The sequence below is a fragment of the Variovorax sp. YR216 genome, assembly GCF_900107745.1.
Taxonomy (GTDB): domain Bacteria; phylum Pseudomonadota; class Gammaproteobacteria; order Burkholderiales; family Burkholderiaceae_C; genus Variovorax.
Genome location: NZ_FNRO01000006.1, coordinates 162,721 through 187,177, shown reverse-complemented (window position 1 = coordinate 187,177; position 24,457 = coordinate 162,721). Strand labels below are relative to the sequence as shown.

The 24,457-nt window shown below is 68.9% G+C and carries 22 protein-coding genes and 1 pseudogene; 11 read left to right on the top strand and 12 right to left on the bottom strand.

Translation table 11 applies throughout. From position 1 onward, the window contains the following. Positions 1-30: 30 nt before the first annotated feature. Together BLW05_RS18375 and BLW05_RS18370 are read left to right on the top strand one after the other, a co-directional pair. A complete protein-coding gene (locus BLW05_RS18375) occupies positions 31-378 on the top strand; it encodes a hypothetical protein (protein ID WP_093164825.1) in 348 nt (115 codons plus the stop codon). Positions 379-500: 122 nt separating this feature from the next. Beyond that, entirely contained in the window at positions 501-1,421 is a 921-nt protein-coding gene (locus BLW05_RS18370) for a protein NO VEIN domain-containing protein (protein ID WP_093164823.1), read from the top strand. Positions 1,422-1,427: 6 nt separating this feature from the next. Here the strand turns inward: BLW05_RS18370 and BLW05_RS36460 are convergent, their stop codons facing one another. From BLW05_RS36460 to BLW05_RS18360, 3 genes and pseudogenes are all read right to left on the bottom strand, one after another. Further along, entirely contained in the window at positions 1,428-2,660 is a 1,233-nt protein-coding gene (locus tag BLW05_RS36460) for a M20 family metallo-hydrolase (protein ID WP_256330376.1), read from the bottom strand. 9 nt (positions 2,661-2,669) lie between these two features. Continuing rightward, positions 2,670-3,863: pseudogene (locus BLW05_RS36455) on the bottom strand (diaminopropionate ammonia-lyase); the annotation flags it as partial. Position 3,864: 1 nt separating this feature from the next. Next, positions 3,865-5,043 (bottom strand): M20 aminoacylase family protein, encoded by a 1,179-nt coding sequence (locus BLW05_RS18360; RefSeq protein ID WP_093164820.1) that lies wholly within the window; start codon positions 5,041-5,043, stop codon positions 3,865-3,867. Positions 5,044-5,184: 141 nt separating this feature from the next. Here BLW05_RS18360 and BLW05_RS18355 point away from each other — a divergent pair, with 141 nt between their 5' ends. Further along, complete coding sequence (locus tag BLW05_RS18355; RefSeq protein WP_093164819.1) at positions 5,185-5,415, top strand: GntR family transcriptional regulator; 231 nt, start codon at positions 5,185-5,187, stop codon at positions 5,413-5,415. Between the two features lie 6 nt (positions 5,416-5,421). Here BLW05_RS18355 and BLW05_RS18350 read toward each other — a convergent pair whose 3' ends face one another. From BLW05_RS18350 to BLW05_RS18315, 8 genes are all read right to left on the bottom strand, one after another. After that, the gene (locus BLW05_RS18350) at positions 5,422-6,129 is read right to left on the bottom strand and encodes an ABC transporter ATP-binding protein (protein ID WP_256330368.1); all 708 of its coding nucleotides are present in this window, start codon (positions 6,127-6,129) and stop codon (positions 5,422-5,424) included. Then, positions 6,126-6,887, bottom strand: coding sequence for an ABC transporter ATP-binding protein (locus tag BLW05_RS18345; RefSeq protein ID WP_093164817.1), 762 nt, complete (start codon positions 6,885-6,887; stop codon positions 6,126-6,128). The genes BLW05_RS18350 and BLW05_RS18345 overlap by 4 nt, the downstream gene beginning before the upstream one ends. After that, positions 6,884-7,945 carry a branched-chain amino acid ABC transporter permease gene (locus tag BLW05_RS18340; RefSeq protein ID WP_256330367.1) on the bottom strand — a complete coding sequence of 354 codons (1,062 nt, stop codon included), beginning with the start codon at positions 7,943-7,945 and terminating at the stop codon, positions 6,884-6,886. Before BLW05_RS18340 ends, BLW05_RS18345 begins: the two co-directional genes overlap by 4 nt. After that, entirely contained in the window at positions 7,938-8,858 is a 921-nt protein-coding gene (locus BLW05_RS18335) for a branched-chain amino acid ABC transporter permease (RefSeq protein WP_093164815.1), read from the bottom strand. The genes BLW05_RS18340 and BLW05_RS18335 overlap by 8 nt, the downstream gene beginning before the upstream one ends. Further along, positions 8,855-10,000: an iron-containing alcohol dehydrogenase gene (locus BLW05_RS18330; RefSeq protein ID WP_256330366.1), complete on the bottom strand. Its 1,146-nt coding sequence runs from the start codon at positions 9,998-10,000 to the stop codon at positions 8,855-8,857. The genes BLW05_RS18335 and BLW05_RS18330 overlap by 4 nt, the downstream gene beginning before the upstream one ends. A gap of 5 nt (positions 10,001-10,005) precedes the next feature. Then, positions 10,006-11,496 carry an aldehyde dehydrogenase family protein gene (locus tag BLW05_RS18325; RefSeq protein WP_093164983.1) on the bottom strand — a complete coding sequence of 497 codons (1,491 nt, stop codon included), beginning with the start codon at positions 11,494-11,496 and terminating at the stop codon, positions 10,006-10,008. A gap of 29 nt (positions 11,497-11,525) precedes the next feature. Beyond that, positions 11,526-12,704, bottom strand: a complete 1,179-nt coding sequence (locus BLW05_RS18320; protein WP_093164812.1) for an ABC transporter substrate-binding protein — start codon at positions 12,702-12,704, stop codon at positions 11,526-11,528. 245 nt (positions 12,705-12,949) lie between these two features. Next, complete coding sequence (locus BLW05_RS18315; protein WP_093164810.1) at positions 12,950-13,843, bottom strand: LysR family transcriptional regulator; 894 nt, start codon at positions 13,841-13,843, stop codon at positions 12,950-12,952. Positions 13,844-14,051: 208 nt separating this feature from the next. Between BLW05_RS18315 and BLW05_RS18310 the strand changes: the two genes are divergently transcribed. The 7 genes from BLW05_RS18310 to BLW05_RS18280 all read left to right on the top strand — a co-directional run bounded on the left by BLW05_RS18310 (position 14,052) and on the right by BLW05_RS18280 (position 23,098). After that, a complete protein-coding gene (locus BLW05_RS18310; RefSeq protein ID WP_093164809.1) occupies positions 14,052-15,677 on the top strand; it encodes an FAD-dependent monooxygenase in 1,626 nt (541 codons plus the stop codon). Positions 15,678-15,694: 17 nt separating this feature from the next. After that, positions 15,695-16,657 (top strand): VOC family protein, encoded by a 963-nt coding sequence (locus tag BLW05_RS18305; protein WP_093164807.1) that lies wholly within the window; start codon positions 15,695-15,697, stop codon positions 16,655-16,657. Beyond that, the gene (locus BLW05_RS18300; RefSeq protein WP_093164806.1) at positions 16,654-17,673 is read left to right on the top strand and encodes an amidohydrolase family protein; all 1,020 of its coding nucleotides are present in this window, start codon (positions 16,654-16,656) and stop codon (positions 17,671-17,673) included. The genes BLW05_RS18305 and BLW05_RS18300 overlap by 4 nt, the downstream gene beginning before the upstream one ends. After that, entirely contained in the window at positions 17,670-18,647 is a 978-nt protein-coding gene (locus tag BLW05_RS18295; protein WP_093164804.1) for a Bug family tripartite tricarboxylate transporter substrate binding protein, read from the top strand. Before BLW05_RS18300 ends, BLW05_RS18295 begins: the two co-directional genes overlap by 4 nt. A 73-nt stretch (positions 18,648-18,720) precedes the next feature. Then, a complete protein-coding gene (locus BLW05_RS18290) occupies positions 18,721-19,536 on the top strand; it encodes an alpha/beta fold hydrolase (protein WP_093164802.1) in 816 nt (271 codons plus the stop codon). A 1,166-nt stretch (positions 19,537-20,702) separates the two neighbouring features. Then, a complete protein-coding gene (locus tag BLW05_RS18285) occupies positions 20,703-21,488 on the top strand; it encodes an alpha/beta hydrolase (protein ID WP_371126949.1) in 786 nt (261 codons plus the stop codon). Positions 21,489-21,868: 380 nt separating this feature from the next. Next, positions 21,869-23,098, top strand: a complete 1,230-nt coding sequence (locus BLW05_RS18280) for a porin (RefSeq protein ID WP_093164799.1) — start codon at positions 21,869-21,871, stop codon at positions 23,096-23,098. Between the two features lie 5 nt (positions 23,099-23,103). Here the strand turns inward: BLW05_RS18280 and BLW05_RS18275 are convergent, their stop codons facing one another. After that, positions 23,104-23,802, bottom strand: coding sequence for a TetR/AcrR family transcriptional regulator (locus tag BLW05_RS18275; RefSeq protein WP_177142705.1), 699 nt, complete (start codon positions 23,800-23,802; stop codon positions 23,104-23,106). 135 nt (positions 23,803-23,937) lie between these two features. On the opposite strand from BLW05_RS18275, the gene BLW05_RS18270 reads away from it, so the two are divergent. Further along, positions 23,938-24,456, top strand: coding sequence for a flavin reductase family protein (locus tag BLW05_RS18270; protein WP_093164982.1), 519 nt, complete (start codon positions 23,938-23,940; stop codon positions 24,454-24,456). Position 24,457 lies beyond the last annotated feature (1 nt).

The window sequence follows — 24,457 nt, the reverse complement described above, 5'->3', positions numbered from 1 at the left end:
GAATCCGCCATCCGACCACCGAGCCGCCTCATGACCCGCACAGATGATCCGCGGACCTTCCTCGAGCGCGCCCTGACGGCGATGAAGTCGTCGGCCACGACCTGCGAGATCCGCCCCGACGACCGCCGTGGACCCGCCGACGGGATGTCTCCGTCGACCGAGGGGCCGAACTGGACCGTGCGGCCCTACCTCCACGCGCGTGAGATACGCGTCGGCTGGACCGAGGGCCTGCTCATGAACGGTGACGGCACGCCGTGCAACGGCGGCCTCTGGCATCCCGACACCGAATACAACCGGCTGCTGCTCCTGCTGACCGTCGCGGAAGGACAGCGCCTGTTCGGCCTCATGACCCACTGGCTCGAGGAACGCGACGCCTGAGCCGCCGGACGCCGGACAGCGCGACGCCCCGTGCGACATGCGCGACTACCTGGGTGCGCCGCCAGCGAGAGCGGCGACGCAAGGCATACTCGACGCAAATTCAACTCGTCAGATCAAGCCCAATGGACAAGGAAGTCGACCCCGCGGTGCTCGGGATCATCAATGAAAAGCGCCTCCTGGGCGAAAAGCGCACGCCCGTCGAAATCATCGCGAGGATGGGCGTGTTCGACGCCCGCGAAAAAGCCGGCGACCTCGCATGGCTGGCCACCGGCGACAGCCTCAACGTCATCGCCACGCTGTGGGCGGAACTCGTCAACGTGAGCGCCAGCGGGCGCTGGTTCTACATCGAATCGCTGAATCCGCTCATCCGCATCGGCGGCGGCGACCGCAGCGCCCAGCAGGCGCAGCGCGCCAAGGACCGGCACGGCCTGCTCAAGCGCGCACACGACGCGGGCCAGGGCGTGCGCGTGGTGTTGCAGACCAACCGCGTGCCCGTGCTCGAAATGGAGTCGGACAGGACGGCCAAGGTGTCCGTCCGCGTGCCGGACGACGACGAATGGCACATCGTCGACTGGAATGCGGACCGGCAGCTCGCGATCCTGGTGCGCGGCGCACCCGGCTGGATGCCGGGCGACGAAGAGCTGCAGGCCGCGCGCGCACGCGCCGCCATTCCCGAGCCGGCGCCGGAAGCGGATGCGTCCGCCGGCCCGGCATCGCCGGAAGAATTGCACGCGGCCGCGATGGAGCACCTCACGAAGCACTTCGCAGGCTACGGCTACAAGGCCGAGAACGTCGCAGCCCAGGGGCTGGGCTACGACATCGAGGTCTCGGACAAGAAGGGCAAGACGCTGCTGAAGATCGCGGTGAAGGGCACGAAGTCGGGCGGGCCCGGCTTCCAGCTCACCAGCGCGGAACGCGCGTGCGCCAAGGCCGGCGATCCGTGGCGCCTCGCGGTGGTCAGCGATGCGCCCGGGCCGGCGGCGCAGCACAAGCTCTACCGCGGCTCCGAGATCGACAGCGCGCCGGGGCTGCAGCCGTCGTAGCGACGCTCAGCCCTCTTCCGCCAGCGCCAGCAGCACATCGAGCAGCACGTCCGCGCCCCGCAGCAGGTCTGCGGGCGCGGTGTGTTCGCGCGGGTTGTGGCTGATGCCGAGCGCGCTGGGCACGAAGACCATCGCCGCCGGACACACGCGGGCCATCATCTGCGCGTCGTGGCCGGCGCCGGAGGTCATGCGCCGCGTTGCGTGGCCGCGCGTCTGCGCTGCGCGCTCGATGACGCGCACCAGCCGCCCGTCGAAGACCACCGGCTCGAATCGCACCAGCCGGCGTGTGTCGATGCGCACCGATTGCTCGTCGGCGAGCTTGCCGACGAACGCGGCGAGCTCCCGCTCGACGCGTTGCAACGTGGCCTCGTCGGTATTCCTCAGGTCGACGCTGACCGTCGCGCGTGCCGGGATCACGTTGATGAGGTTCGGGTGCAGGTCGATCGCGCCCACGGTCGCAACCTGGCTTCCGCCCTCGCGCAGCGCCAGCTCGCGCACGAACACCGCGATCGCGGCCGCGCAATAGCCGGCGTCGCGGCGCAGGCGCATGGGCGTGGTGCCCGCATGGTTGGACTGGCCGGTGATCGTGAATTCCTGCCATGAAATGCCCTGCAGGTTCTCGACCGCGCCGATCTGCACGCCTTCGGCCTCCATGACCGGGCCCTGCTCGATGTGCAGTTCGACGAACGCATGCGGCACGATCGATCCACACGCCATCCCGCCGGCGTACCCGATGCGCGCCAGCTCGTCGCCCAGCCGCGCGCCGTCGGTGCCGACGGTGTCGAGCGCCTGCTGCAAGGGCAGGCCGCCGGCATGGACCAGCGAGCCCATCATGTCGGGCTGGAAACGCACGCCCTCCTCGTTCGTGAACGCCGCGACGACGAGCGGACGATGCGTGGCGATGCCGCGGTCATTGAGCCAGCGCACCACTTCGAGCCCCGCCATCACGCCGTAGTTGCCGTCGTAGCGGCCGCCGGTCGCGACAGTGTCGATGTGAGAGCCGGTCATCACCGGCGCCAGGTCCGCCTTGCCGCGGCGCACGCCGAAGATGTTGCCGATGCGGTCGATGGACACGGCGAGGCCGAGCTCGCGCATCCACGCGACGAGCCGGTCGCGTCCATCGCGGTCGGCATCGGTCAGCGCGATGCGGCAGACGCCGCCGCCTTCGATCGCGCCGATGGCGGCATGCGCCTCGATGCGTTCGACCAGCGCCGCCTCGCCGACCGAGCGCTGCCGCAGCCACTGCTGCTGGGCGGCGAGCACCTCATCGTGCGAGCGTCCGACGAGGCTTTCGTACACCGCCGGCGCGGTCGCCCCTTCGGTGTTGATGACGAGGACGCGTGCATCCGCGGCGAGGCCCGCCTGCTGCCGCCACGCATCGTTGCGCGCGATGCGCTCGAGCGCAGCCAGCCCCGCGACGCCGGATTCGCCTGCCACCACCGGGACATCGGCATGCGATCCGCCGGCCAGCAATCGCATCGCCTCCACCGCCTGCGCATCCGACACCGTCATGAAGACATCGACCGCCGGCTGCAGGAAGCGCCACGCGAGCGGCGATGTCTCGCCGCACGCCAGCCCCGCCATCACCGAATCCACGCTGCCGGTCGCGCGCGCCGGCCGACCTTGCAGCGCGCTTTGACAGAGGCAATCGGCCTGCTCGGGCTCCGCGACGACGAAGCGCGGACGGCGTTCGCCATAGCGCTCCCAGAAGTGGCTCACGATGCCGGCGGCCAGTCCGCCGACACCGCCTTGCAGAATCACATGCGTCCACGGACAGGCGTCGGAAGGCGCGGTCTCGAGCAGCTCTTCGGCGACGACGCCGTAGCCCTGCATCACGTCGCGCGGCACCTCCTCGTAGCCTTCGTACGAGGTGTCGGACACCACCTCCCATCCATTGACACGCGCGAGGCGCGCGGCCTCTTCCACCGATTCGTCGTAGTTGCCCGCGATGCGCACGATCTCGGCGCCGAACGCGGCGATCGCGTCCTCGCGCTCCTGGCTGACATGCGCGTGCAGCACGATCACGCATCGGCAGCCGATGCTCTGCGCGGCAGCGGCCAGCGCACGGCCATGGTTGCCGTCGGTGGCGCTGATGACGACGAAGCCGCGCAACTCGGCCGCGTGCGTTCCACGAAACAGATCATCCGCACGCCATCCACGATCGGGCCAGCGCCGCAGCACCAGCCGGATGAGCGCATTGGGCGCGCCGAGCGCCTTGAAGCTGCCGAGGCTGGAACGCCTGGACTCGTCCTTGAGCGTGAGCCCCGCGATTCCCAGCGAAGCAGCGAGACCCGGCAGCGACCACGCCGGGGTCGGGCACGGCGAGAGCCGGTCCCATGTCGACAGCCGCTGCCGGCTTGCGCGCCCTTCGGCAAGGTTCAAGATGGCCTGGAGATCGATGTCGTACAGACGACGGGTGGCGTGGGAATTGAGCAGGAACATGTCAGTTGGAACGGGGAAGCCGGATGCGCGCCAGCTCGGCGAAGTAGCGCGCTCCGATGGGAAGGATCGAGTCGTTGAAGTCGTAGCGCGCGTTGTGCAACGGCACCGCGCCGGGGCTGTCGCCATCGCCGTTGCCGATGAACACGAAGGCACCGGGAATGCTCTGCAGGAAGCGGCCGAAGTCTTCGGAAATCATCATCGGCGGTACATCGCCATCGACGTGCGCCGCGCCGGCAATGGCCCGTGCGGCCTGCACCGCGACGGGCACGCATTGCGGCCAGTTGACCGTGGGCGCGAATTCGTGGGTGTATTCGACGACGCAGCGCGCACCGTGCGCCTGGCAGATGCCCTCGCACAGCTCGCGCATGCGCTTCTCCAGCAGCGCCTGCACCTCCGGCGCATAGCTTCGCGTGTCACCCCTGATGACCACCTCAGTCGGGATCGCGTTGCGGATGCCGTCGGTGATGAACTCGGTGCACGACACCACCGCCGAATGACGCGGATCGACCGAACGCGCCACGATGGTCTGAAGCGCCAGCACGATCTCCGCGCCGATGACCAGCGGATCGACCGCCATGTGCGGCCGGGCCGCATGGCCGCCGCGGCCGGTGATGCGGATCACGAAGTTGTCCTCGCTGGCCATGATGCCGCCCACGCGGGTCGCGAAATGTCCGGCCGGCATGCCGGGGATGTTGTGCGCGCCGTAGATCTCGTCCATCGGGAAGCGCTCCAGCAGGCCATCGGCAAGCATCGCGGCCGCACCCTTGCCGTGCTCCTCGGCAGGCTGGAAGACGAGGCGCACCGTGCCGTCGAAGTCGCGCCCGGCAGCGAGCAACTGCGCCGCGCCGAGCAGCATCGCCATGTGGCCGTCGTGACCGCAGGCATGCATGCGGCCCGGGTGCGTCGAGACGTAGTCGCGACGCTCCGCGGTCTCGTGCATCGCGAGCGCGTCCATGTCGGCGCGAAGCCCGATCACGCCGCTGCCGGTGCCGACCTTCAGGTTCGCGACGACGCCGGTGCCGCCGATGCCGCGATGCACTTCCAGCCCCAGCAATTCCAGGATCTGTGCGACGCGGCCCGCAGTGCGCTGCTCGTCGAAGCCCGTCTCGGGAAAGCGGTGGAAGTCATGGCGCCAGCGCACCCACTCGGCTTCGGGCGCGATGTCGTTCGTGGTTTCCATGGTGGCCGGCTCCTGTCTGTCGTTCAATGGACAGAATTCTCGGTGCATCATTGTCTGGCGAGAACAAAGTCGTAGTCGAAACTCTAGTCAAGGCGCGGCCGCCTTTAGGGGACGCACGCGGCCAAAGACCCAAAAACTCGTATGAACGCGCTTCCAGACCTTGGCGTAGTACTCCGGCGGGACGTCAAGATAGGCGGAAAGCCTCGAGGAATTCCGCATCGAGCACGACGGCAACGAGGTCTCATCCATGACCAGCGACTTCGCGCTGACGACAGCCTTCCTCCCGAGCGTGATCTCGCGGAGCAATTCGGCGTCAGCCGCAACTCCGTTCGCCAAGCTCTGAGGTCACTTGAAGAGCAAGTGCTGCACTAACGCTCTTCACAGGCCCACGTAGGTGTGCAGCAGCGCGGGTTCGGCGCGCAATTGCGCCGAAGTGCCACTCCACATCGTGCGGCCCTTCGCGACGATGAAGTGCCGGTCCGCCAGGCGCAGCAGGGGGCCGATGTTCTTGTCGATCACCACCATCGCATGGCCCGCAGCCTTCAGCTGCGCGAGGCAGTTCCAGATCTCGCGGCGGATGAGCGGTGCAAGCCCTTCCGTGGCTTCATCCAGGATCAGCAGCCGCGGGTTCGTCATCAGCGCGCGTCCGATGGCGAGCATCTGCTGCTCGCCGCCGGACAGGTTGCAGGCGAGGTTGCGTTCGCGCTCGCGCAGGCGCGGAAACAGGCCGTAGATGCGCTCGAGTGTCCAGGGCTGCGGCTGCGCATGCCGGTTGGCAGCGGTGGCGACCAGGTTCTCACGCACGCTGAGATTGGGGAACACGCGCCGGCCCTCGGGCACCAGCCCGATGCCCGCCCGCGCCACATGGTGCGGCGGCCGGCCCGCGAGGTCGACGCCGGCGAGCCGCACCGTGCCGCGCCTCGGGGCGAGCAGCCCGGTGACGGACTTGACCAGGGTCGACTTGCCCATGCCATTGCGCCCCAGCAGCGTGACCACCTCGCCCGCCTTGACGTCGAAGCTCATGCCGAAAAGCACCTGGCTCGCACCGTAGCAAGTCTCGATGTCGCGGGCTTCCAGCAGGCTCACAGGACTTCCTCCTCGTCGCCGAGGTACGCATGTCGCACCTCGGGGTTGTCGCGGATCTCGTCGGGTGTGCCGGTGGCGATCGCCCTGCCGTACACGAGCACGGTGATGCGATCGGCGAGCGCGAAGACCGCGTCCATATCGTGCTCGACCAGCAGCATCGCGTGCCGGCCGCGAACCTGCTGCAACAGTTCCACCATCTCCGCCGACTCCTTCTGGCTCATGCCGGCCATCGGTTCGTCCAGCAGCATCAAGCGGGGGCGCAGCGCCAACGTCATCGCCAGTTCCAGTTGCCGGCGTGCACCATGCGCGAGCGAGGCGACGGGAACGTTCCCCCGCCCGCCCAAGCCCACGCTGGCCAGCAGCGCTTGCGCGGGCTCCACCAGCGAACGGTCCGCGATCACGGGGCGCACGAATCCGTAGCTGTGGCCGCTCGCGCTCTGCACCGCCAACATGACGTTCTGCAGGGCACTGAAATCCGGGAACACCGAGGTGACCTGGTAGCTGCGCGCCATTCCCATTGCGACGCGGCGCTGCACCGGCGTATGCACCACCTCCTCGCCCGCGAAGAGGATCGAGCCACCGTCGGGCCGCAGTTCGCCGCTTAACTGATTGATCAGCGTCGTCTTGCCCGCGCCGTTGGGGCCGATGATCGCGTGCACCTCGCCCTCGCCGATGTCGAGGTCGAAGCCGTCCGTGACCCGCAGGCCGCCGAAGCGCTTCGTCAGGCCGCGCACCTGCAGCAGAAAGCATGCACTCATTGCGTCTTCTCCTCACGCTGCTCGCGCTGCTGCAGCCAGCCGTACAGGCCCTGCTTCAGCGTCAGCGTGACCAGCACCACCACGATGCCCAGCACGCCCAGCCAGTGCGTCTTGAGCAGGGCTTCGAGATCGCCCGGCAGGCCCCAGGCGCCTGACGAGAGCAGTTCCTCCAGCGCGAGCCACACGATCGCGCCGAGCACCGGACCGAGAAGGCTGCCCGTGCCGCCGAGCACGGCCATCACGATCAGTTCGCCCGAGACCGACCATTGCATGTACGAGGGCGAGACGAAGCGCGCGAGGTTCGCCAGCAACATGCCGGCCAGCACACACACCAGTGCGGAGATGACGTAGGCGACGAGGCGTGCGCGCACTGTGTCGTAGCCCAGCGCGCGCATGCGGCGCTCGTTCGTCCTGCAGCCGCGCAGCAGCATGCCGAACCGGGCATTCACCAGCCGGTGGAACGCCAGCAGCGTGACAGCCAGCAGCGCGAAGATCACGTAGTACAGCGCCACGTCGTTCTCCAGGTTCAGCACGCCGAAGTCGCTGCGCGCGGGCAGCGCGTAGCCATCGTCGCCGCCGTACTGCTTCAGGCCCACCGCGGCGAAGTACATCATCTGCGCGAAGGCCAGCGTGATCATGATGAAGGCGATGCCGTTCACGCGCAGGCACACGAGGCCGATCAGCGTCGCGAGCACCGCGCCCGCTCCCAGCGCGACCGCGAGATGCACCCAGCCGTTGCCGATGCCGTGGAAGGACAGGATGCCCACCGCGAATGCGCCGACGCCGACGTAGAGCGCATGCCCGAAGCTGACCATGCCGCCGTAGCCGACGACGAGATTCAGGCCCAGTGCCGCGAGCGCGAAGACCATCATGCGCGACACGAGGGTCACGTAGTACGACTGTCCCGCGAGGAGCGAAACAAGCGGCACGACGGCCAGCGCCACGAGCAGCGCGAGGCCGAAGCCCAGGCGCAGTGGGCCCGCGCCGATGCGGCGCAGCGCGGCGGCCATGACCGGAGAGACCGGCGCCGTGGCGACGAGGGTCGGGTTCTTATCCATGCTTCACCGGAAACAGCCCCGCGGGGCGAAAAGCCAGCACTGCGGCCATGAGGAAATAGATCAGCATCGAGGCGATGGCCGGCCCGGCGTTCTGCGCGAACGAGCGCTCCACGAAGTCGCGCAGCAGCCCCGGCAGGAAGGCGCGCCCGACCGTGTCGACCACGCCGACGATGAGCGCGCCGTAGAACGCTCCGCGGATGGAGCCGATGCCGCCGGTGATGAGCACCACCAGCGCGAGGATGAGGACCGGCTCACCCATGCCGGGCTGCACCGTGAGGATCGGCCCCGCCATCAGCCCGGCGAGCCCGGCCAGGCCCGCGCCCACGGCGAACACGAGGCCGCTCACCAGTCCGTTGTCGACGCCGAGCGCCGAGAGCATCTGCGCATCGGACGCGCCGGCGCGGATCAGCATGCCCACCCGCGTGCGGTGGATGACGAGGTACAGCGCCAACCCCACGAGCAGCCCCACCACGATGATCGCGAAGCGGTACGCGGGGTAGGCCACCGGCCCGAGCTGGATGGTGCCCGCGAGCAACTGCGGCACGTCCATGAACACCGGCGCCTGTCCCCAGACGAAACGCGCGATCTCGTTGAAGACCAGGATCAGGCCGAAGGTGCCGAGCACCTGGTAGAGATGGTCGCGCTCGTAGAGGCGCGCGAGGACGAGGCGCTCCACCAGCACGCCCAGCACCATCGTGCCGCCGATCGCCGCGACCGCGGCCAGCGCGAAGGACTGCGTGGCGGCGAAGCTCGCGGCCCCGAAGTAGGCCCCCATCATGAACAGCGAGCCGTGCGCGAGGTTCACGAAGTTCATGATGCCCAGCACCAGCGTGAGCCCGGCGGACAGCAGGAACAGCAGCACGCCGAGCTGGAGGCCGTTCAGCGCCTGTGCGAAGAGAAGCGATGCGTTCATGGCGACACCCCCGCAACGTCGGCGCCGAGCCCGAGCGATTGCCGGAAGAAGCCGGCGTAGGCCTCGGCATCGGGCTTGAAGGGCGCGCTCAGGTTGAAGTGGCTGCGCGCGGCCGCCTGCGCGAGCGCCTGCAGGTCGCCGGCGGCGTAGCCGAGTTCCGCCAGCGAGCCCGGCAAGCCGAGATCGCGCATGAGCCCGCGCACGGCCTGCGCGGTGGAGACGGACGCGGGCAGGCCGAGCGCGTCATTGATCGCCGCCATGCGCGCGGAGACATGCACCGCGGTCGCGTCGAGCGTGGCCACGAGCCCGATGCCGCTCAGCACGCCGTGACGAAAGCCCTGGTCGCTGCAGGTGAGCGCGATGGCATGCGCCGGCCCGAGACCCATGCCGATGGAAACGCCGCCCGCGAAGGCGGCCAGCATCATTTCCGCGCGCGCATTCGCATCCGCACCAGCATCGACCGCGCGCCGCAGATGGCGCGCCACGCGCGCGATGCCGTCGAGCGCAATGGCCTTCCCCAGCGGCTGGTCGCGCTCGGACAGACAGCCCTCGATGCAATGCGACAGCGCATCGATGCCGGTGGCGGCTGTCAGCCATGGCGGCAGGCTGACAGTGAGCTCGGGGTCGAGCACCGCGAGGCGCGGCACCAGATGGCGCGAGTTGATGCCGACCGAGGGCGTGGTCGCGTCCGGATGCAGCCCGGCGGAGGGCGAAGCCTCGCTGCCCGTGCCCGCGGTGGTCGGGATCGCGGCCAGCGGCGCGGCCGCGCCATGGCGCGAGGCATTGGCGCCGACGTAGTCCGCGACGCGCCCCGGATTGGCGGCCAGCAGGGCGATGAGCTTGGCCGTGTCGATCACCGAACCGCCGCCCACAGCGACGACGCCATCGCAGCCTTGCGCCGCATAGCAGCCGGCGCCCGCATCCGCGTCGGCGAAGAGCGGGTTCTCCGTGACCGCGTCGAACAGCACCGGCGCGGCACTTTCTCCGCAGGCGCGCACGACCCGTTGCGCGATCCCCGCGGCGACGATGCCCTTGTCCGCCACCACCAGCGGCCGGCGCACGCCGAGCGCGACGAGCTCGGCCGCCAGTTGGCCGATGGCGCCCGCGCCGAACACGGTGCGCGGGAGATGCAGTGCATTCATCATGCTCACAGCGGGTATTGGCGCCTGGCCTGGCTGACCGTCACCAGGTTCAGGTCGGTGAACATGTCGATCGCCCAGCGGCCAAAGCGCGCCCAGCCGCTGTCCTTGACGCCGCCGAACGGGATCTGCGGCTCGCCGCCCATGGTCGGTCCGTTGACGTTGACCATGCCGGCGTGCACCTGCCCGCCGAGGCTGATCCCGCGCCAGACGTCGGCCGTCATGATGGAAGCCGACAGGCCATAGGCGGTCGCGTTGGCGCGTGACACCGCCTCCTGTTCGTCGTCGAAGGGCTCGACCAGCACGACCGGGCCGAAGACTTCCTCGCAGTGGATCGGCGCGTCGGCCGGCACCTCCACGAGCACGGTGGGGTCGAAGCAGCGGCCGCGAGGCGCGCCGCCGGTCAGCCGCCGGGCGCCGCCTGCGACGGCGGCATCGACGGCGCGCTGGACCTTCGCCACGGCGGCATCGTTGATCAGCGGACCGATGCGCGTGGCGGGATCGGCCGGATCGGCGGCGCGAATGGCCTCCGCCCGCGCCGCGAAGCGCTGGATGAACGCGTCGTACAGCGAACGGTGCACCAGGATCTTGCGGGTGTTCATGCAGATCTGGCCCTGGTGGAAGAAGGCCGCGAAGACCGCCGTGTCCACCGCGTCGTCGAGATCGGCATCGGCCAGCACGAGCATCGGGTTGTAGCCGCCCAGTTCCAGCGCGATGCGCTTGAGGTGCCGGCCCGCGCGCTCCGCCAGCATCGCGCCGGTGGCGGACGAGCCAGTGAAGTTGTAGGCGCGGACGTTCGGGCTTTCAAAGAGGCGGTCAGCCACCGGGCCCACTTCGCCGGGCGCATGCGTGACGACGTTGAGCACGCCGGGCGGCAACCCCGCCTCGTGGAAGATCTCGCCCATCAGCAGGCCCGCGCACACCGGCGCATCTTCCGAAGGCTTGAGCACCACCGTGTTGCCGCAGGCCAGCGGTGCGACCACGGTGCGAAAGCCCAGCGCGAGCGAGCCGTTCCACGGCGAGATGCCGCACACCACGCCCACGGGCTTGCGCACCGCCATGGCGAACACGCCCGGCGTGTCCGACGCGACGATCTCCCCGCCTGGCAGGTAGGGGTAGCCGGCCGCCTGCCGCAGCAGGCCCACCGCCCACTGGATCTGGAAGCGGGCGAAAGGCGCGGCGCAGCCGGTTTCCTGCGCCATCAGCAGCACCACTTCGTCGGCGCGGCGTTCGAGGATCGACGCGGTGTTCAGGAAGATCGCCTGGCGCGCCCGCGCGCCCATCGCGGCCCAGGAGGCGAAGGCCCGCTCGGCCGCGTCGATGGCGCGCTGCGCGTCCGCGGCGCCGGAGGCGGGGATGCGCGCGAAGAGCTCGCCGGTGTAGGGGTCGAAGTCGTCGAAGCTGCGGCCATCGTCGGCCGCGACCCATTCGCCCGCGATCAACTGGCGATAGGCGCGGGATTCGACGCGGGGTTCGGCGAGGGGCGGGAGTGCGTTCATCGTGGCGGTCATGGCGGTGGTCGGCGCGGTCACTTCATCGCGCACTTGGCGTGGTAGGAGTCCTGGTAGTTCTTCAGCGGCGTGGCGACGGTCTTCAGGCTGACGCGGCCCTTGGCGTCCTTGGCGACCTCGAAGGCGTACCAGTCGTTGATGGGGAAGTTGTTGTTGGCAAAGCGCAGGCTGCCGCGCACCGATTTCCCGCTGCCCTGCCTGAGCGCGGCCATGAAGGCCTTCTTGTCCGAGACGTCGCCCTTCACGCGGCCGATGGCCGCGTCGAGCAGCAGCGCCGAGTCGTAGCCCTGCGCCGCGAAGTTGGAGGGGATGCGTCCGTACTTCTTCTCGAATGCCTCGACGAACTGGCGGCTGACGGGGTTGTCGGTGTCGGGCGCCCAGAAGTGCACCGACTGGATGCCCAGCGCCGACTCCTTGAGCGCGGGCAGCGTGGTGCCGTCGGCCATCCCCACGGTGAGCAGCGGCACGGTCTTGAGGAGGCCCGCCTGCTGGTACTGGCGGATGAAGTTGATGCCGCCGCTGGGCACGAAGGCGAACACCGCATCGGGCTTGTCGGCGCCGATCTGGGTGAGCTCGGCCGAGAAGTCGGGCTGGGTCACGCCGGGATAGATCTCGTCGACGATCTGGCCCGTGTAGAACTTCTTGAAGCCGGCCACCGCGTCCTTGCCGGCCTGGTAGTTGGACGCCACGAGCAGCATGCGCTTGTAGCCCTTGTCGTTGGCGTACTTGCCCGCGGCCTCGGCCCAGCTGTCGTTCTGCCACGAGGCGACGAAGCGGTAGGGCGAGCACTGCGCGCCCGCGAGTTCCGAAGGGCCGGCGTTCGCGCCGATGAGGAACACTTCCTTCTCGGCGATGGCGCGCTGCACGGCCATCATCACGTTCGAGCCGGCCACGCCGGTGATGATGGGCACCTTGTCCTTCTCGATCATCTTCTGGACGATCTGATTGGCGACTTCGGGCTTGAACTGGTCGTCCTGCTTCAGGATCTCCACCGGCACGCCCCCGAGCTTGTTGCCGCCCTGCTCCACGCCGAGCATGAAGCCGTCGTACATGTCCTGGCCGAGCGAGCCGATCGGGCCCGAGAACGTGCTCAGGTAGCCGATGCGGATCGGCGACTGGGCCGCCGCGGGTGCGGCGGCGAAGCTGCCTGCCATGGCGAGCGCGAGCGCGGCCAGCGGTTTGCGCAGATCAAGCATGTGTCTCCTTTTTGTGCGGGGCCTTGCCCCGGTATCTCGACGAGGCCGACCGGCGGATGGCGAGTCGGAATGGGCGCAAGCGTAGGAGCGCCGAGGTCTGCGCAAAAGATGCAGAAATGCCGACTGCGATAGCCCTTCGGCATCGCCGAGCGGGAACGTCGGCGCGCGGCCGCGCCCTCCGGCAGGTGCGGAAAGCGGTGGAAGGGTTGAAGAGGTGCGTCGCCCGCGGCGGGCCCGCGGGCAGCTCAGTCCCGGTGCAGCGCGGCCCGGCGGATCATGTCGCAGAAGTACTCGCCTGCCGGCGTCAGCGGCAACGACGAGCGGCGCACGATCGAGATCGGCGGCGCCAGCAGCCGCTCGCCCACATCGATGCGCGTGAGCAGCCCCGCGAAGGGTGGCGAGCGCTCCCACTGGATGGGCAGCATCATCAGCAGGTCCGAGTACGCGATCATGAAGAAGAAGGTGAGCGCCGAATGGCCCTGCACCACGATCTTCGGCGCCGGCAGCCCACGCTGCGTGAACAGGGGGACGATCTCGTCCTCAGCCCGGTGCGTGACCGAGGTGGTGACCCATTCGGCGTCCGCCAGTTCGGCCAGTGACCTGGCACCGGCGAGGGGGTGGCCTTTGCGCGCCAGGATGACGCGCTCGTTGTCGAACAGCCGCTCCGAAACCAGCTCGCCACCCACTTCGTCGTAGGAAGGGCCGATGTAGACATCGAGCGTGCCATCGATCAGGTCCCGCTCGACACGGGGCAACACGGTGTCGATGATTTCGAGCGCGACGTTGGGAAAGCGCTGCCGGAAAGGCCGCAGCGCATTGGGCAGCAGCGCCATGTGCGCGCCGCTCGAGAGGCAGATGCGGAGATGGCCATGGCGCAGGCCCTTGAGCTGGTCCATCTCCTCCTGCGCCCTGCGCATCTCGCTGCGCAGCGCCTGCGCACGCCGCAGGAAGACTTCACCCATGGGCGTGAGCATGACGCCGCGCGCGCGGCGCTCGAACAGCTCCACACCCAGTTCCTTTTCGAGCTCCTGGATGCTGCGCGTCATCGCCGGCTGCGCCAGGCTGAGCTGGCGCGCCGCGGCCCGCATGCTGCCGCGCTCGGCGACCGCCAGGAAGTCGCGCACTGTGTTGAGTTTCATCTCGTCCGATTCATTGCAAACACTTCGGGGCGCAAATTGTTCGGTTTTTGAATCACTCGCGTCTCTCGGTGCAAACCCGCGCCAGTCGCCACGCAATCAGCAGTGATGTGATTTGAGCATCGTTCGCGCATTTCCCGCATCTTTGGCGATCAGTCGCCCATTTCTACGATCCCGCTCCATCTGCGAAGTGAAGCCGAGGAAATACGACATGAACGAGACAACTCCGCCGCTGCCCGTGCTGATCGTCGGCGCGGGCCCGGTGGGACTGGCACTGGCGATCGAACTGGGTCATCGCGGCGTGCCATGCCTGGTGATCGAGCGCAACGACCGCGTCGGCTATGCGCCGCGCGCCAAGACCACCAACGTCCGAACGCGCGAGCACCTGCGCCGCTGGGGCATCGCCGACCAGTTGCGCGCGGCCTCGCCCCTGGGCGCCCAGTACCCGTCGAACGTGGTGTTCGTCACCCGGCTCGCGGGCCACGAGCTGGCGCGCTTCGAGAACGCGATGTACTGCGCCCCGGGTCGCAATCCGCTCTACTCCGAGCATGCGCAGTGGATTCCGCAATACACCGTCGAGGAAGTGATGCGGGCGCATGCCCAGTCGCTGCCGGGCGTGGAGCTGCGCTTCAACTGCGAGCTGCGCGGACTCGAACAGGACGCCGACGGCGTGACCGCCCGGCTGCACGACAAGGTGTGCGACCAGGACAGCACCGTGCGCGTGGCCTACCTGGTCGGCGCCGACGGCGCGCGCAGCACGGTGCGCGAGCAGATCGGCGCGCGCATGGAAGGCCGGTACGGCCTTTCGCGCAACTACAACATCGTCTTCCGCGCGCCGGGGCTCGCCGAGGCGCATCCGCACGGCCCGGCCATCATGTACTGGCAGATCAATGGCGACGTCCCCAGCCTGATCGGCCCGATGGACCGCGGCGACACCTGGTTCTTCATGCCCACGCACGTGCCCGAAGGCGTGCGCCTGGCCGACCTGGAAGCGCCCGCGCTGATTCGCCGCGCCACCGGCATCGACCTGCCCTACGAAGTGCTCAGCAGCGACGAATGGGTCGCCAGCCGCCTCATCGCCAACCGCTACCGCGACCGGCGCGTGTTCCTCGCCGGCGATGCCTGCCACCTGCATCCACCGTTCGGCGGCTATGGCATGAACATGGGCGTGGCCGACGGCGTGGATCTGGGCTGGAAGCTGGCCGCGGTGCTGCAGGGCTGGGGCGGCCCCGCGCTGCTGGAGAGCTACGAGGCCGAGCGCCGCCCGGTGCACGAATGGGTGATGGCCGAAGCCGAGGCCAACCACGCGATCCTCGGCAACCAGTTGGCCGCCGCCGGTCTGGAGGATGCGGGCGAGGCAGGCGAGGCCGTGCGGCGCGAGATTGGCGCCCGCATTGGCGCGAGCAAGATGCGCGAATTCATGACGCTCGGCGTGGTGCTGGGCTACCGTTACGAGCACTCGCCCGTGATCGTGCCGGACGGCACGTCCGCGCCGCCGGCGGACTTCATCAACTACGTACCGAGCTCGCGCCCCGGCAGCCTCGCGCCGCATGCCTGGCGGCACGACGGAAGCTCGCTGTACGACCACTTCGGCCAAGGCTTCACGCTGATGGCCGCCGAGCGCGGCACCGACGCGGAACTCGAAGCCGCGCGCGCCGCGGCCGCCGCCTGCGGCCTGCCGCTCACTGTGCTGCAGCCCGACGAGGGCTGCATCGCGAGCCTCTACCCCACCCGCTACACGCTCGTGCGCCCCGACCAGCACGTGGCCTGGCGTGGCCATGCCTGGCCGGCCGATGGCGAGGCGCTGCTGCGCCGCGTATCGGGCCGCGCCGCTTGAACCCGGAGGACCACACGATGAACAGCGAAACCCCGCGCCGCGCCGGCGCCATTGGCGTGCATTCGGTCCACCGCTTCGTCTTCTCGGTGCCGGACCTGGAGGAAGCCCGCCGCTTCTACACCGCCTTCGGGCTCGAGCCCCGGCAGGTCGGCGAAAGACTCGATCTCTACACCGCGGGCCATCCGCACTGCTGGGGATCGGTGCACGCGGGCGATGCGCCGAAGCGGCTGGAATACCTGAGCTACGGCATCCATGCCGAGGACGTGTCGGCCTTTCGCGACCGCATCGACCGCCACAGCCTGGGCTGTGCCGCGCATCCGCTGTCGGACGGCGCGGGCCTGTGGCTGCGCAACCCCGACGGCACGCCGCTGCAACTCGTGGTCGCACCGAAGGTCTCGCCAAGCGCCAAGAGCCGCCCCGCCGCGCGGCCGAGCCCGGCACCCGGGCAGGGCGCAGCGCCCGCGCGCAGCCAGGTCCGCATGGTGCGGCCGCGCGCGCTGTCGCACCTGCTCTTCTTCACCGCCGACGTGCCGCGCATGCTGAGGTTCTGCACCGAGATCCTCGGGCTGCGCCTGTCCGACCGCTCGCAGGACATCATCGCCTTCCTGCACGGCGCGCACGGCAGCGACCATCACCTCGTGGCCTTCGCCAAGTCGCATGCGCCGGGCCTGCACCATTCCAGCTGGACCGTCGCCAGCATCGACGAAGTGGGCAGCGGCGCGGAGCAGATGCGCGCGGCCGGCTTCGACCGGGGCTGGGGGCTGGGCCGGCATGTGCTCGGCTCCAACTACTTCCACTACGTGCGCGATCCATGGGGCAGCTTCGCCGAGTATTCCTTCGACATCGACTTCATCGCGCATGACGTCGACTGGCCGGTCGCGGACCATGCGCCGGAAGACTCGCTCTATGTCTGGGGTCCGGCCGTGCCGGAGGACTTCATCACCAATCACGAACAGCCGCACGCCAAGGAGACCACATGACTACACCCAGCCCGCAACTCACGCAGGTCTACGTGCCGCCGCCCGTGCGGCTGATCGCGCTGGAGGAACACTTCCTCTACGACGGCCTGCTCGCCACCTACGACGAGACCGACCGCGCCTTGCTCGCGCCCTCGCGCGTGCCCGGCCTCGACGAGATCGGCGACATGCGCATCGCCGAGATGGACCGCGCAGGCATCGACCTGCAGGTGCTCTCGCACACCAAGCCCGGCGCGCAGGAGATCGAGGACGGCGCGCAGGCCGCGGCGCTCGCCCGCGCGGCCAACGACTACCTCGCCGAAGCGGTGGCCCGCCATCCCACGCGCCTCGCCGCGTTCGCGACCTTGTCCACCGGCGCGCCGGAAGCGGCCGCCGCCGAGCTGGAGCGCACCGTGCAGCGCATGGGCTTCAAGGGCGCGATGATCAACGGCCACACGCGCGGCGCCTACCTCGACCAGCAACGCTTCTGGCCGATCTTCGAGGCGGCTGAAGCGCTCGGCGTGCCGATCTACCTGCACCCGTCCAACCCCCATCCGCAGGTGTTCGAGGCCTACTACAAGGACTTTCCGCAACTGGGCTTCGCGTCCTGGGGCTATGCGGTCGAGACCGCGACGCACGTGCTGCGGCTGATTCTCTCGGGCGTGTTCGACCGCTTCCCGGGCCTGCGCATGGTCATCGGCCACATGGGCGAGCTGCTGCCCTTCGCGCTGTGGCGTGCGGACGGGCGGCTCACGCCCAAGTCGCCGCACCTGAAGAAGTCGGTGCGCAACACCTTCATCGACCATTTCAGCGTGACGACCTCGGGGGTCTTCTCCACGCCCGAGCTGATGTGCACCGCGAGCGTGGTCGGGTGGGACAACATCCTGTTCTCGGTCGACTATCCGTTCGAATCGAACGTGGAGGCGGTGCGTTGGTTCTCGCACCTTCCCATTGCAGAGAGCGACCGCGAGAAGGTGGCGCACAGGAACGCCGAGCGGTTGCTGAAGCTGTCGCCCGCGCCGGCCAGGAGCGCAGCATGAAGAGGGGCGTTCTCCTCCCGCTCGCCCTCGCCTGCGCGATGGGCGCGTCGGCGCCTGCCTTCGCCGAGGGTTCGACCTTCCCGTCGCGGCCCGTCACGCTGGTGGTGCCCTTCACGCCCAGCAGCGGCAGCGACATCATCGCGCGCATCATCGGCCCCCGCCTCGCGGCACGCTGGGGCCAGCCCGTGGTGGTGGACAACCGGCCCGGCGCCAGCGGCAACCTCGGCACCGCCTTCGTGGCCAAGGCGCCGGGCGACGGCTACACGCTGCTGATGGCGATCAACACGCACACCATCACGCCGGCGATCTACAGGAGCCTGCCCTACGACGCGCTGCGCGATTTCGCGCCCATCGCGAAGCTGGCCGATGCCGACCTGACGCTCGCGGTCAACCCGAACCTGCCGGTGAAGGACATGAAGTCACTCATCGCCTACGGCAAGGCCAACCCCGGCCGGCTGAACTACGCCACGCCGGGCAACGGCACGCCGCACCACCTGGCGATGGAACTGCTCAAGACCTCTTACGGCGTCTCGTTCACGCACGTGCCGTACAAGGGCATCTCGGGCGCGCTGACCGATCTGATGGGCAGCCACGTGGACTTGATGTTCGCTTCCGTGCCGTCGGTGCGCACGCATGCGCAGGCCGGCAAGGTGCGGCTGCTGGCGGTCACGGGCGAGCGGCGCAGCAGCCAGGTCCCTGATGTACCGACCTTCCGCGAGCAGGGCTTCGCGGACATGGACGCGGTCAATGCCTGGTACGCGGTACTCGCGCCGGCACGCACGCCGCCCGAGCTCGTGGCACGGCTGAACGCCGACTTCGTCGCGGTGATGAACACCGCCGAGGTCAAGGCCGAGCTCGCGCAGCAGGGCCTTCAGGTGAGCACGGGCACGCCGGCGCAGCTGGGCAGCCTCATCCAGTCCGACATGGCGCGCTGGAAGAAAGTGGTGAGCGCCGCGGGCATCACCGCGGACTGAACGAGACAACGGACACGAAGAAGACGGAGACGGCAATGCACCACGAACTCGACCACCGCGCGGGACCGGCCGCATGAAGCGCGACGACGACCCGCAGGTCTCGCCATCGGCGATGCACCTGACCCGCTGGGGCGGGCACGGCCCCCGGGTGATCCTGGTGCACGGCAGCGCGCAGGGCAGCGCACTCGGCGGCGACAGCCACTTCTCGACGCAGCAGCGCCTCGCGGAACGCGGCTGGCAGCTCATCGTGCCCGACCGGCCCGGCCACGGCCGAAGCCCGGACCCCGGGCGGCCCGACGACGCGGAACTCGACGGCGCGCTCGTGGCGTCGCTGATGGGCGATGGCGCGCATCTGGTCGGCCATTCGTTCGGCGGCTGCGTCGCGCTGGCGGCGGCGGCGCGCGATCCTTCCAAGGTCCGCTCGCTCACGCTCATCGAACCGGCGATGGCCGCACTGGCGGTCAATCGCGCGCCGGTGCTGCGCTTCGTGCTGCGCATGGTCGGCACGCTGCTTCTCAGCCGCGGCCCGGTCGCGCGCATCCGGCGCTTCATCGGGCTGGTCAATATCCCGCCCGAAGTGCGCGGCGGCTCCAGCGACGGGGAACTGCGCCGCATGGGCGAGGCGATCAAGCGGCTGCGGCTGCCTTCCAAGGGCATGCTGGAGCGGCAACTGCGCGCGGTCCGCGAGGCTGGGGTGCCGCTGCTGGTGATCTCGGCGGGCTGGAGCCCTGCCTTCGACATCGTGTGCGACACGGTGGCCGCGATCGGCGGCGGGCGCAGGCTCGACATCGCCGCGCCGCATCACTTTCCCCAACTGGTGTCCGACGAATTCAACCGCGAGCTCGATACCTTCATGCGCGAGAGCGGTGTGAAGCGCGGCGCGGCCTGAACCCATCCCCCTACCTGTCCATCGCATGAAGAATCGAACCGCGTATCGCCTCTTTCCCGCCGCCTGCATGGCCCTCGCCTTGTGCAGCTCGCCATCGCTCAAGGCCGCGCAAGCCGACCTGATCCTTGACGGCGTGACGGTGGTCGACGTGAAGGACGGCCGCCTGTCGCCCCGCATGAGCGTGCTCATCCATGAGGGAAAGATCGCGCGCATCGCGCCGCAGATCGCCTCCGCCGGCGCAGCGCAGCGCGTCGATGCCTCGGGCAAGTTCGTGGTGCCCGGCTACCTCGACATGCACGCGCACCCGCTCAACGCTCCCGACCCGCGCGCCACGCTCAAGCTGATGCTCTCCAACGGCATCACCGGCTACCGGCAGATGTCGGGCTCGCCCGAGCTGCTGCGCGCGCGGCGCGAAGGCCGCCTGGACTTCGCGGATTCGCCGGCGCTGCTCTTGCTGCCCGGCACCATCCTCACCGACACGCTCGCGCCCACGCCGGATGCCGCGCGTGCCGAGGTGCGCCGGCAGAAGGCCGACGGCGCGGACTTCATCAAGACGGTCGGCCTGTCGAACAGGAACTTCTACGCCGCGGGCGAAGAGGCCAAGGCCCAGGGCCTGCCCTACGCCGGCCACATGAACATGGACGTGAACGTGCGCGAGGCAGCCAAGGTGATGCACGCGATCGAGCACCTGGGCCCGCTGGAAGTCATGCTGCTGGGCTGCTCGCGCGAGGAGGCGCCGATCCGCGAGGCGTTCTCGCATGTGCACATCGAGCCGCCGCAGGTCGGCCCGGCCTCGCCGGCCGCCCAGGCCATGATCGCCCGCGCCATCGCCAACCCGGCCATGCTGCCCCGGCCCGAGCAGTTCCGCAGCCTGCAGCGCGTGATCGACAGCTACGACGAGACGAAGTGCAGGGAGCTCGCGGGCGAGTTGATCCGCGACGGCGCCTGGCAGGTGCCGACGCTGATCCGCCTGCGCACCATGCAGGTCGCGGACGACCCGGCCTACCGCAACGACCCCAACCTGCGCTTCATGCCGGCACCGGTGCGCCAGATGTGGAGCGAACTCGGCACGCAGTTTCCGCAGCGCATCTCGGTGGCCGACCGCGCGGTGTACCGGCGCTTCTTCGACCTGCAGCTTCGCGGCCGCGCCGGCCGACACGCCGTTGGTGGTCGCGCTTCATGGCGGCACCTACACATCGGCCTACTTCGACGTGCCGGGCGCGTCGCTGATGGCGCAGGCGGCGGCCTGCCACATCCCGATCGTCGCGCCGGACCGCCCCGGCTACGGCGGCAGCCCCATCCTGCCGCCGCGAGAAGGCACCATCCGCGGCCAGGCCAGGGCGCTCACCGCGGCGCTGCATGACGCCTGGCAGCGATACGGCGCGGGCACGCGCGGCATCGTGCTCATCGGGCATTCGATCGGCGGCGCGATCGCCGCGACCATCGCGAGCGAACCTGACGGGCTGCCGATCATCGGCCTGGCGGTCTCGGGCGTCTGCATGAACACGCCGCCCGAGCACAAGCCCATGTGGGAGCAACTGCCGGACGTTCCCCTCGTCGAGATCCCACCCGAGGCCAAGGCGCAGTTCATGTTCGGCCCGCCCGGCAGCTTCGATGTCGATATGCCCGATATTTCCGCGCGTGTCGCAGGTGCCGGCGCGCCGAAGGACGAACTGGTGGACATCGTCAGCACATGGAGTTCCAGCGCGCCTTCGGTGCTCGGCAGGATCGCGGTGCCGGTGCACTACCGCCAGGCCGAGATCGATCACCTCTGGATCTGCGGGCAACAGGAAGTCGACAGCTTTGCCAAGGCGCTCGCCAATGCACCGCGCGTGGACGCCGCCATGATGCGCAACACGGGCCACTGCGTGGACTTCCACCGCGTAGGTCGTGCATTGCAGCTGCAGCAGCTGGCCTTTGCGCTGCAGTGCGCGGCCGAATTGCCGCGCTGAAGCTCCGGCCTGCGACGAGTCGCTTCGCGGCGATGCCGGAAGTAGATCAACCGCAGCATTTCGCCATCTCGCTTGCGCACTGGCCGCGTCATACATTGCGGCCAGCCATCAGACCAGACGTCGGAGCCATACCTTGACCGCAAGCAAACAGAGCCGGGCGCCCCCTATCTGAAGCGCTGCTGCCTGGACTGAGTGACCGCGAGGAAGCTCGGCCCCAGGGCCGCACGCACGGAGCCCGCGCTCCTGATTCCCATCGACAGAGACAACACCCCGCGTTGCCAGCGCAGCAACGCGAGGCGGGTCTGCGCGCGCCGCTTCTTTCGGCACCGCATGGACCCGGACGCGTTTTCCTTCAACAACGATTCAAGAGACAAACAAAGATGAAGAAGACTTCCGTATCGCTCGCACTCCTGGCCCTCGCAGGTGCCGCATCGGCTCAATCGTCGATGACGCTGTTCGGCGTCATCGACACCGCCGTGAGCTACTACAGGCTGAAGAGCGATAACGTCGGCGCGCTCACGCCATCGCGTCCGCCATCCGTCACCTTGAGCCAGACCGCGATGACCAGCGGCAACTGGGTCCCGAGCCGATGGGGCTTCCGCGGCACGGAAGATCTGGGCGGCGGCACATCCGCCAACTTCTGGATCGAGCAATCGCTCAATGTCGACGACGGCAGCCAGCCGCTCTATTCGCGTCGTTCGACGGTCAGCCTGGCGGGTGTGTACGGGGAGCTGCGACTCGGTCGGGATGTCTCCCCGACATTCTGGTCCGACACGATCGTCGACCCGTTCCTGAACAGCGGCGTCGGCGCCAACCTCATCGGCATGGTGAATGCCCGCCTGGCGGTCTTCACCGCCCTGCCCGGCGGCGGTCTGCTGGCAGGACCGAATGGCGGCCCGGCGAATTACATCTTCATCAACAACGCGGTCAACTACTTCACACCGAACTCCCTGGGTGGCTTCTACGGCCAGCTCACCGCAAACTTCCATGAGAACGCGAAGACCACGACCCAGCCGGACAGCCCTTCCAAACGTGGCCAGTTCTATGGAGGGCGGGTCGGCTACACAAATCAAAAGTTCGACGTCGCTGCCAGCTATGCCGTGAGCACCGCGATCGACGCATTGATGCCGTACACCACGCCGCTGACGGACACCAAGATCACGACGGTGAACCTGATGGCCACGTATGACTTCGGCTTCCTGAAGCTGGCAGGCGAACTCTCGCGTGCCACCAACGATTCGAAGTACGCGCTTCCCGGGCCCGCTGCTTCGACATCCGCCGACTACGACGGCGCGATGGTCGCCGCGACGATTCCGATCGGCGCGCTTCAATTGAAGAGCAGCTACAGCTATGTGAAGTACGACCCCCATGTGTCGGGGCTCGTCAATCCCGACGCATCGACCTCGAAGTTCGCGCTGGGTGCGACGTACAACTTGTCGAAGCGCACGCTCCTGTACGTGACCGGCGCTTACACCCGGATCACCGATGGCCGGAACAATCCGACCGTGCTCGGCGTGCCGCCTCAACCGACAGGTGCTTTCGCCGCGTTGACCGGCTATGCGCCGCGCTCGGCGATGGGCTACGACCTCGGCATCGCGCACAGTTTCTAGCTCGTCTACAGGTTCTGCCATGCGCGTCGTTCGCCGCGCTCCCATTCGGCCATGTGCCCGCGCGCGAACGTGATCGCGCGCTCGGCCAATTCGCTGTCGGCCGCGAGGGAGCGGAACAGCATGCGCATCGACGCTTCCATGTAGCCCTGCGGATCGGCCACGCCACGCTGGAAGGCGTGGATCGCACTGGCGGAGGCCCCCATCAGGAACTCGGTGGCCACCGTCACGTCATCGACCGTGAAGCAGCCCTGCTCGCGGCCGAGCCGGAGGTCGCTCGAAATCGCCTGGCCGAGCCGCGAGTCGTATTGCCAGGTGTCCAGCCGCGTGACGAAGAAGGCCCACTTGGGGTCTTGCCAGGCACGCACCATGAACACGCGGAAGCCCACCGCCACGCGCTGCCATGGCTCCTTCAGGAAATCGTAGAGCGGGAGGATGTCGCGCATCATCCGCTCGTGCGCCTCGCCGCCGGCCGCGACCAGCGCCTGGTCGAGCGAGTCGAAGTGCTTGTAGAAGGTGCCGCGCGAGATGCCGGCCTCGCGCACCACGTCCTCGATCACCGGGGCGTCGTCGCGGATGTGCGCGAAGACCTGGATGGTCGCGTCGAGGATCCGCGCGCGCATCTCCTCGCGCTTCTTCTGGGCGGTCAACACGCGGTGATCCTGCGCCGCGCCCGCGGCGACGGGTCCGCTCGGATCTGTCGGCATTCGCATGTCTCCTGCTCTCGCCAGCCGCGACGCATCGTCACGGTGACGTTTGGTCATTCTGACGTATGGAAGGTCTGCATGGCGCCATGGCGGGCCGCCGAAGACACTGCAGCCATTCCCGACAAGGAGCCCCCGATGACCCGCAGCCGCATCTATCCCGCCGCCCTTCGCGCCACCATGCGCCGGCTGGCGTCCGGCGTGACCGTCGTCACCTTCCGCTGCGGCGGCGAGGCCGCCGGCATGACGGCGAACTCCTTCCTGTCGGTCTCGCTGGACCCGGCCCTGGTGCTGGTGTCGGTGCGCAAGGGTTCGCGCTTCGCCGGGCATGTGAACGTCGGGCACCGCTACGGCGTGAGCATCCTCGGCGACGCGCAGCAGGCGCTGAGCGCGCACTTCGGCGGCCGGCGCGACGACACGCTGGACGTCGAGTTCGACCATGTCGACGACATCCCGCTGATTGCCGACAGCCTCGCGCAACTCACGGCACGCGTGACCGACGTGCATCCGGCCGGCGACCACCTGCTCTACATCGCCGAAGTCGAGCACCTGCGTTGCGGGTGCGATGCACCGCCGCTGCTCTTCCAGGGCGGCGCCTACCGGCGCATGCACCCCGCGCCTACCCATGTGCACTGGCAGCCGGGCGACGGCTGGTAGC

What these genes read in the sequence shown, in the direction of transcription:
- BLW05_RS18375 (WP_093164825.1), top strand. Translation starts at nt 31, where the DNA reads ATGACCCGCACAGATGATCCGCGGACCTTCCTCGAGCGCGCCCTGACG.
- BLW05_RS18290 (WP_093164802.1), top strand. Translation starts at nt 18,721, where the DNA reads ATGAAGCGCGACGACGACCCGCAGGTCTCGCCATCGGCGATGCACCTG.
- BLW05_RS18270 (WP_093164982.1), top strand. Translation starts at nt 23,938, where the DNA reads ATGACCCGCAGCCGCATCTATCCCGCCGCCCTTCGCGCCACCATGCGC.
- BLW05_RS18320 (WP_093164812.1), bottom strand. Translation starts at nt 12,704, where the DNA reads ATGCTTGATCTGCGCAAACCGCTGGCCGCGCTCGCGCTCGCCATGGCA.
- BLW05_RS18340 (WP_256330367.1), bottom strand. Translation starts at nt 7,945, where the DNA reads ATGGATAAGAACCCGACCCTCGTCGCCACGGCGCCGGTCTCTCCGGTC.
- BLW05_RS18345 (WP_093164817.1), bottom strand. Translation starts at nt 6,887, where the DNA reads ATGAGTGCATGCTTTCTGCTGCAGGTGCGCGGCCTGACGAAGCGCTTC.
- BLW05_RS18330 (WP_256330366.1), bottom strand. Translation starts at nt 10,000, where the DNA reads ATGAATGCACTGCATCTCCCGCGCACCGTGTTCGGCGCGGGCGCCATC.
- BLW05_RS18370 (WP_093164823.1), top strand. Translation starts at nt 501, where the DNA reads ATGGACAAGGAAGTCGACCCCGCGGTGCTCGGGATCATCAATGAAAAG.
- BLW05_RS18325 (WP_093164983.1), bottom strand. Translation starts at nt 11,496, where the DNA reads ATGAACGCACTCCCGCCCCTCGCCGAACCCCGCGTCGAATCCCGCGCC.
- BLW05_RS18295 (WP_093164804.1), top strand. Translation starts at nt 17,670, where the DNA reads ATGAAGAGGGGCGTTCTCCTCCCGCTCGCCCTCGCCTGCGCGATGGGC.
- BLW05_RS18335 (WP_093164815.1), bottom strand. Translation starts at nt 8,858, where the DNA reads ATGAACGCATCGCTTCTCTTCGCACAGGCGCTGAACGGCCTCCAGCTC.
- BLW05_RS18275 (WP_177142705.1), bottom strand. Translation starts at nt 23,802, where the DNA reads ATGCCGACAGATCCGAGCGGACCCGTCGCCGCGGGCGCGGCGCAGGAT.
- BLW05_RS18310 (WP_093164809.1), top strand. Translation starts at nt 14,052, where the DNA reads ATGAACGAGACAACTCCGCCGCTGCCCGTGCTGATCGTCGGCGCGGGC.
- BLW05_RS18280 (WP_093164799.1), top strand. Translation starts at nt 21,869, where the DNA reads ATGAAGAAGACTTCCGTATCGCTCGCACTCCTGGCCCTCGCAGGTGCC.
- BLW05_RS18315 (WP_093164810.1), bottom strand. Translation starts at nt 13,843, where the DNA reads ATGAAACTCAACACAGTGCGCGACTTCCTGGCGGTCGCCGAGCGCGGC.
- BLW05_RS18300 (WP_093164806.1), top strand. Translation starts at nt 16,654, where the DNA reads ATGACTACACCCAGCCCGCAACTCACGCAGGTCTACGTGCCGCCGCCC.
- BLW05_RS18360 (WP_093164820.1), bottom strand. Translation starts at nt 5,043, where the DNA reads ATGGAAACCACGAACGACATCGCGCCCGAAGCCGAGTGGGTGCGCTGG.
- BLW05_RS18305 (WP_093164807.1), top strand. Translation starts at nt 15,695, where the DNA reads ATGAACAGCGAAACCCCGCGCCGCGCCGGCGCCATTGGCGTGCATTCG.
- BLW05_RS18355 (WP_093164819.1), top strand. Translation starts at nt 5,185, where the DNA reads ATGAACGCGCTTCCAGACCTTGGCGTAGTACTCCGGCGGGACGTCAAG.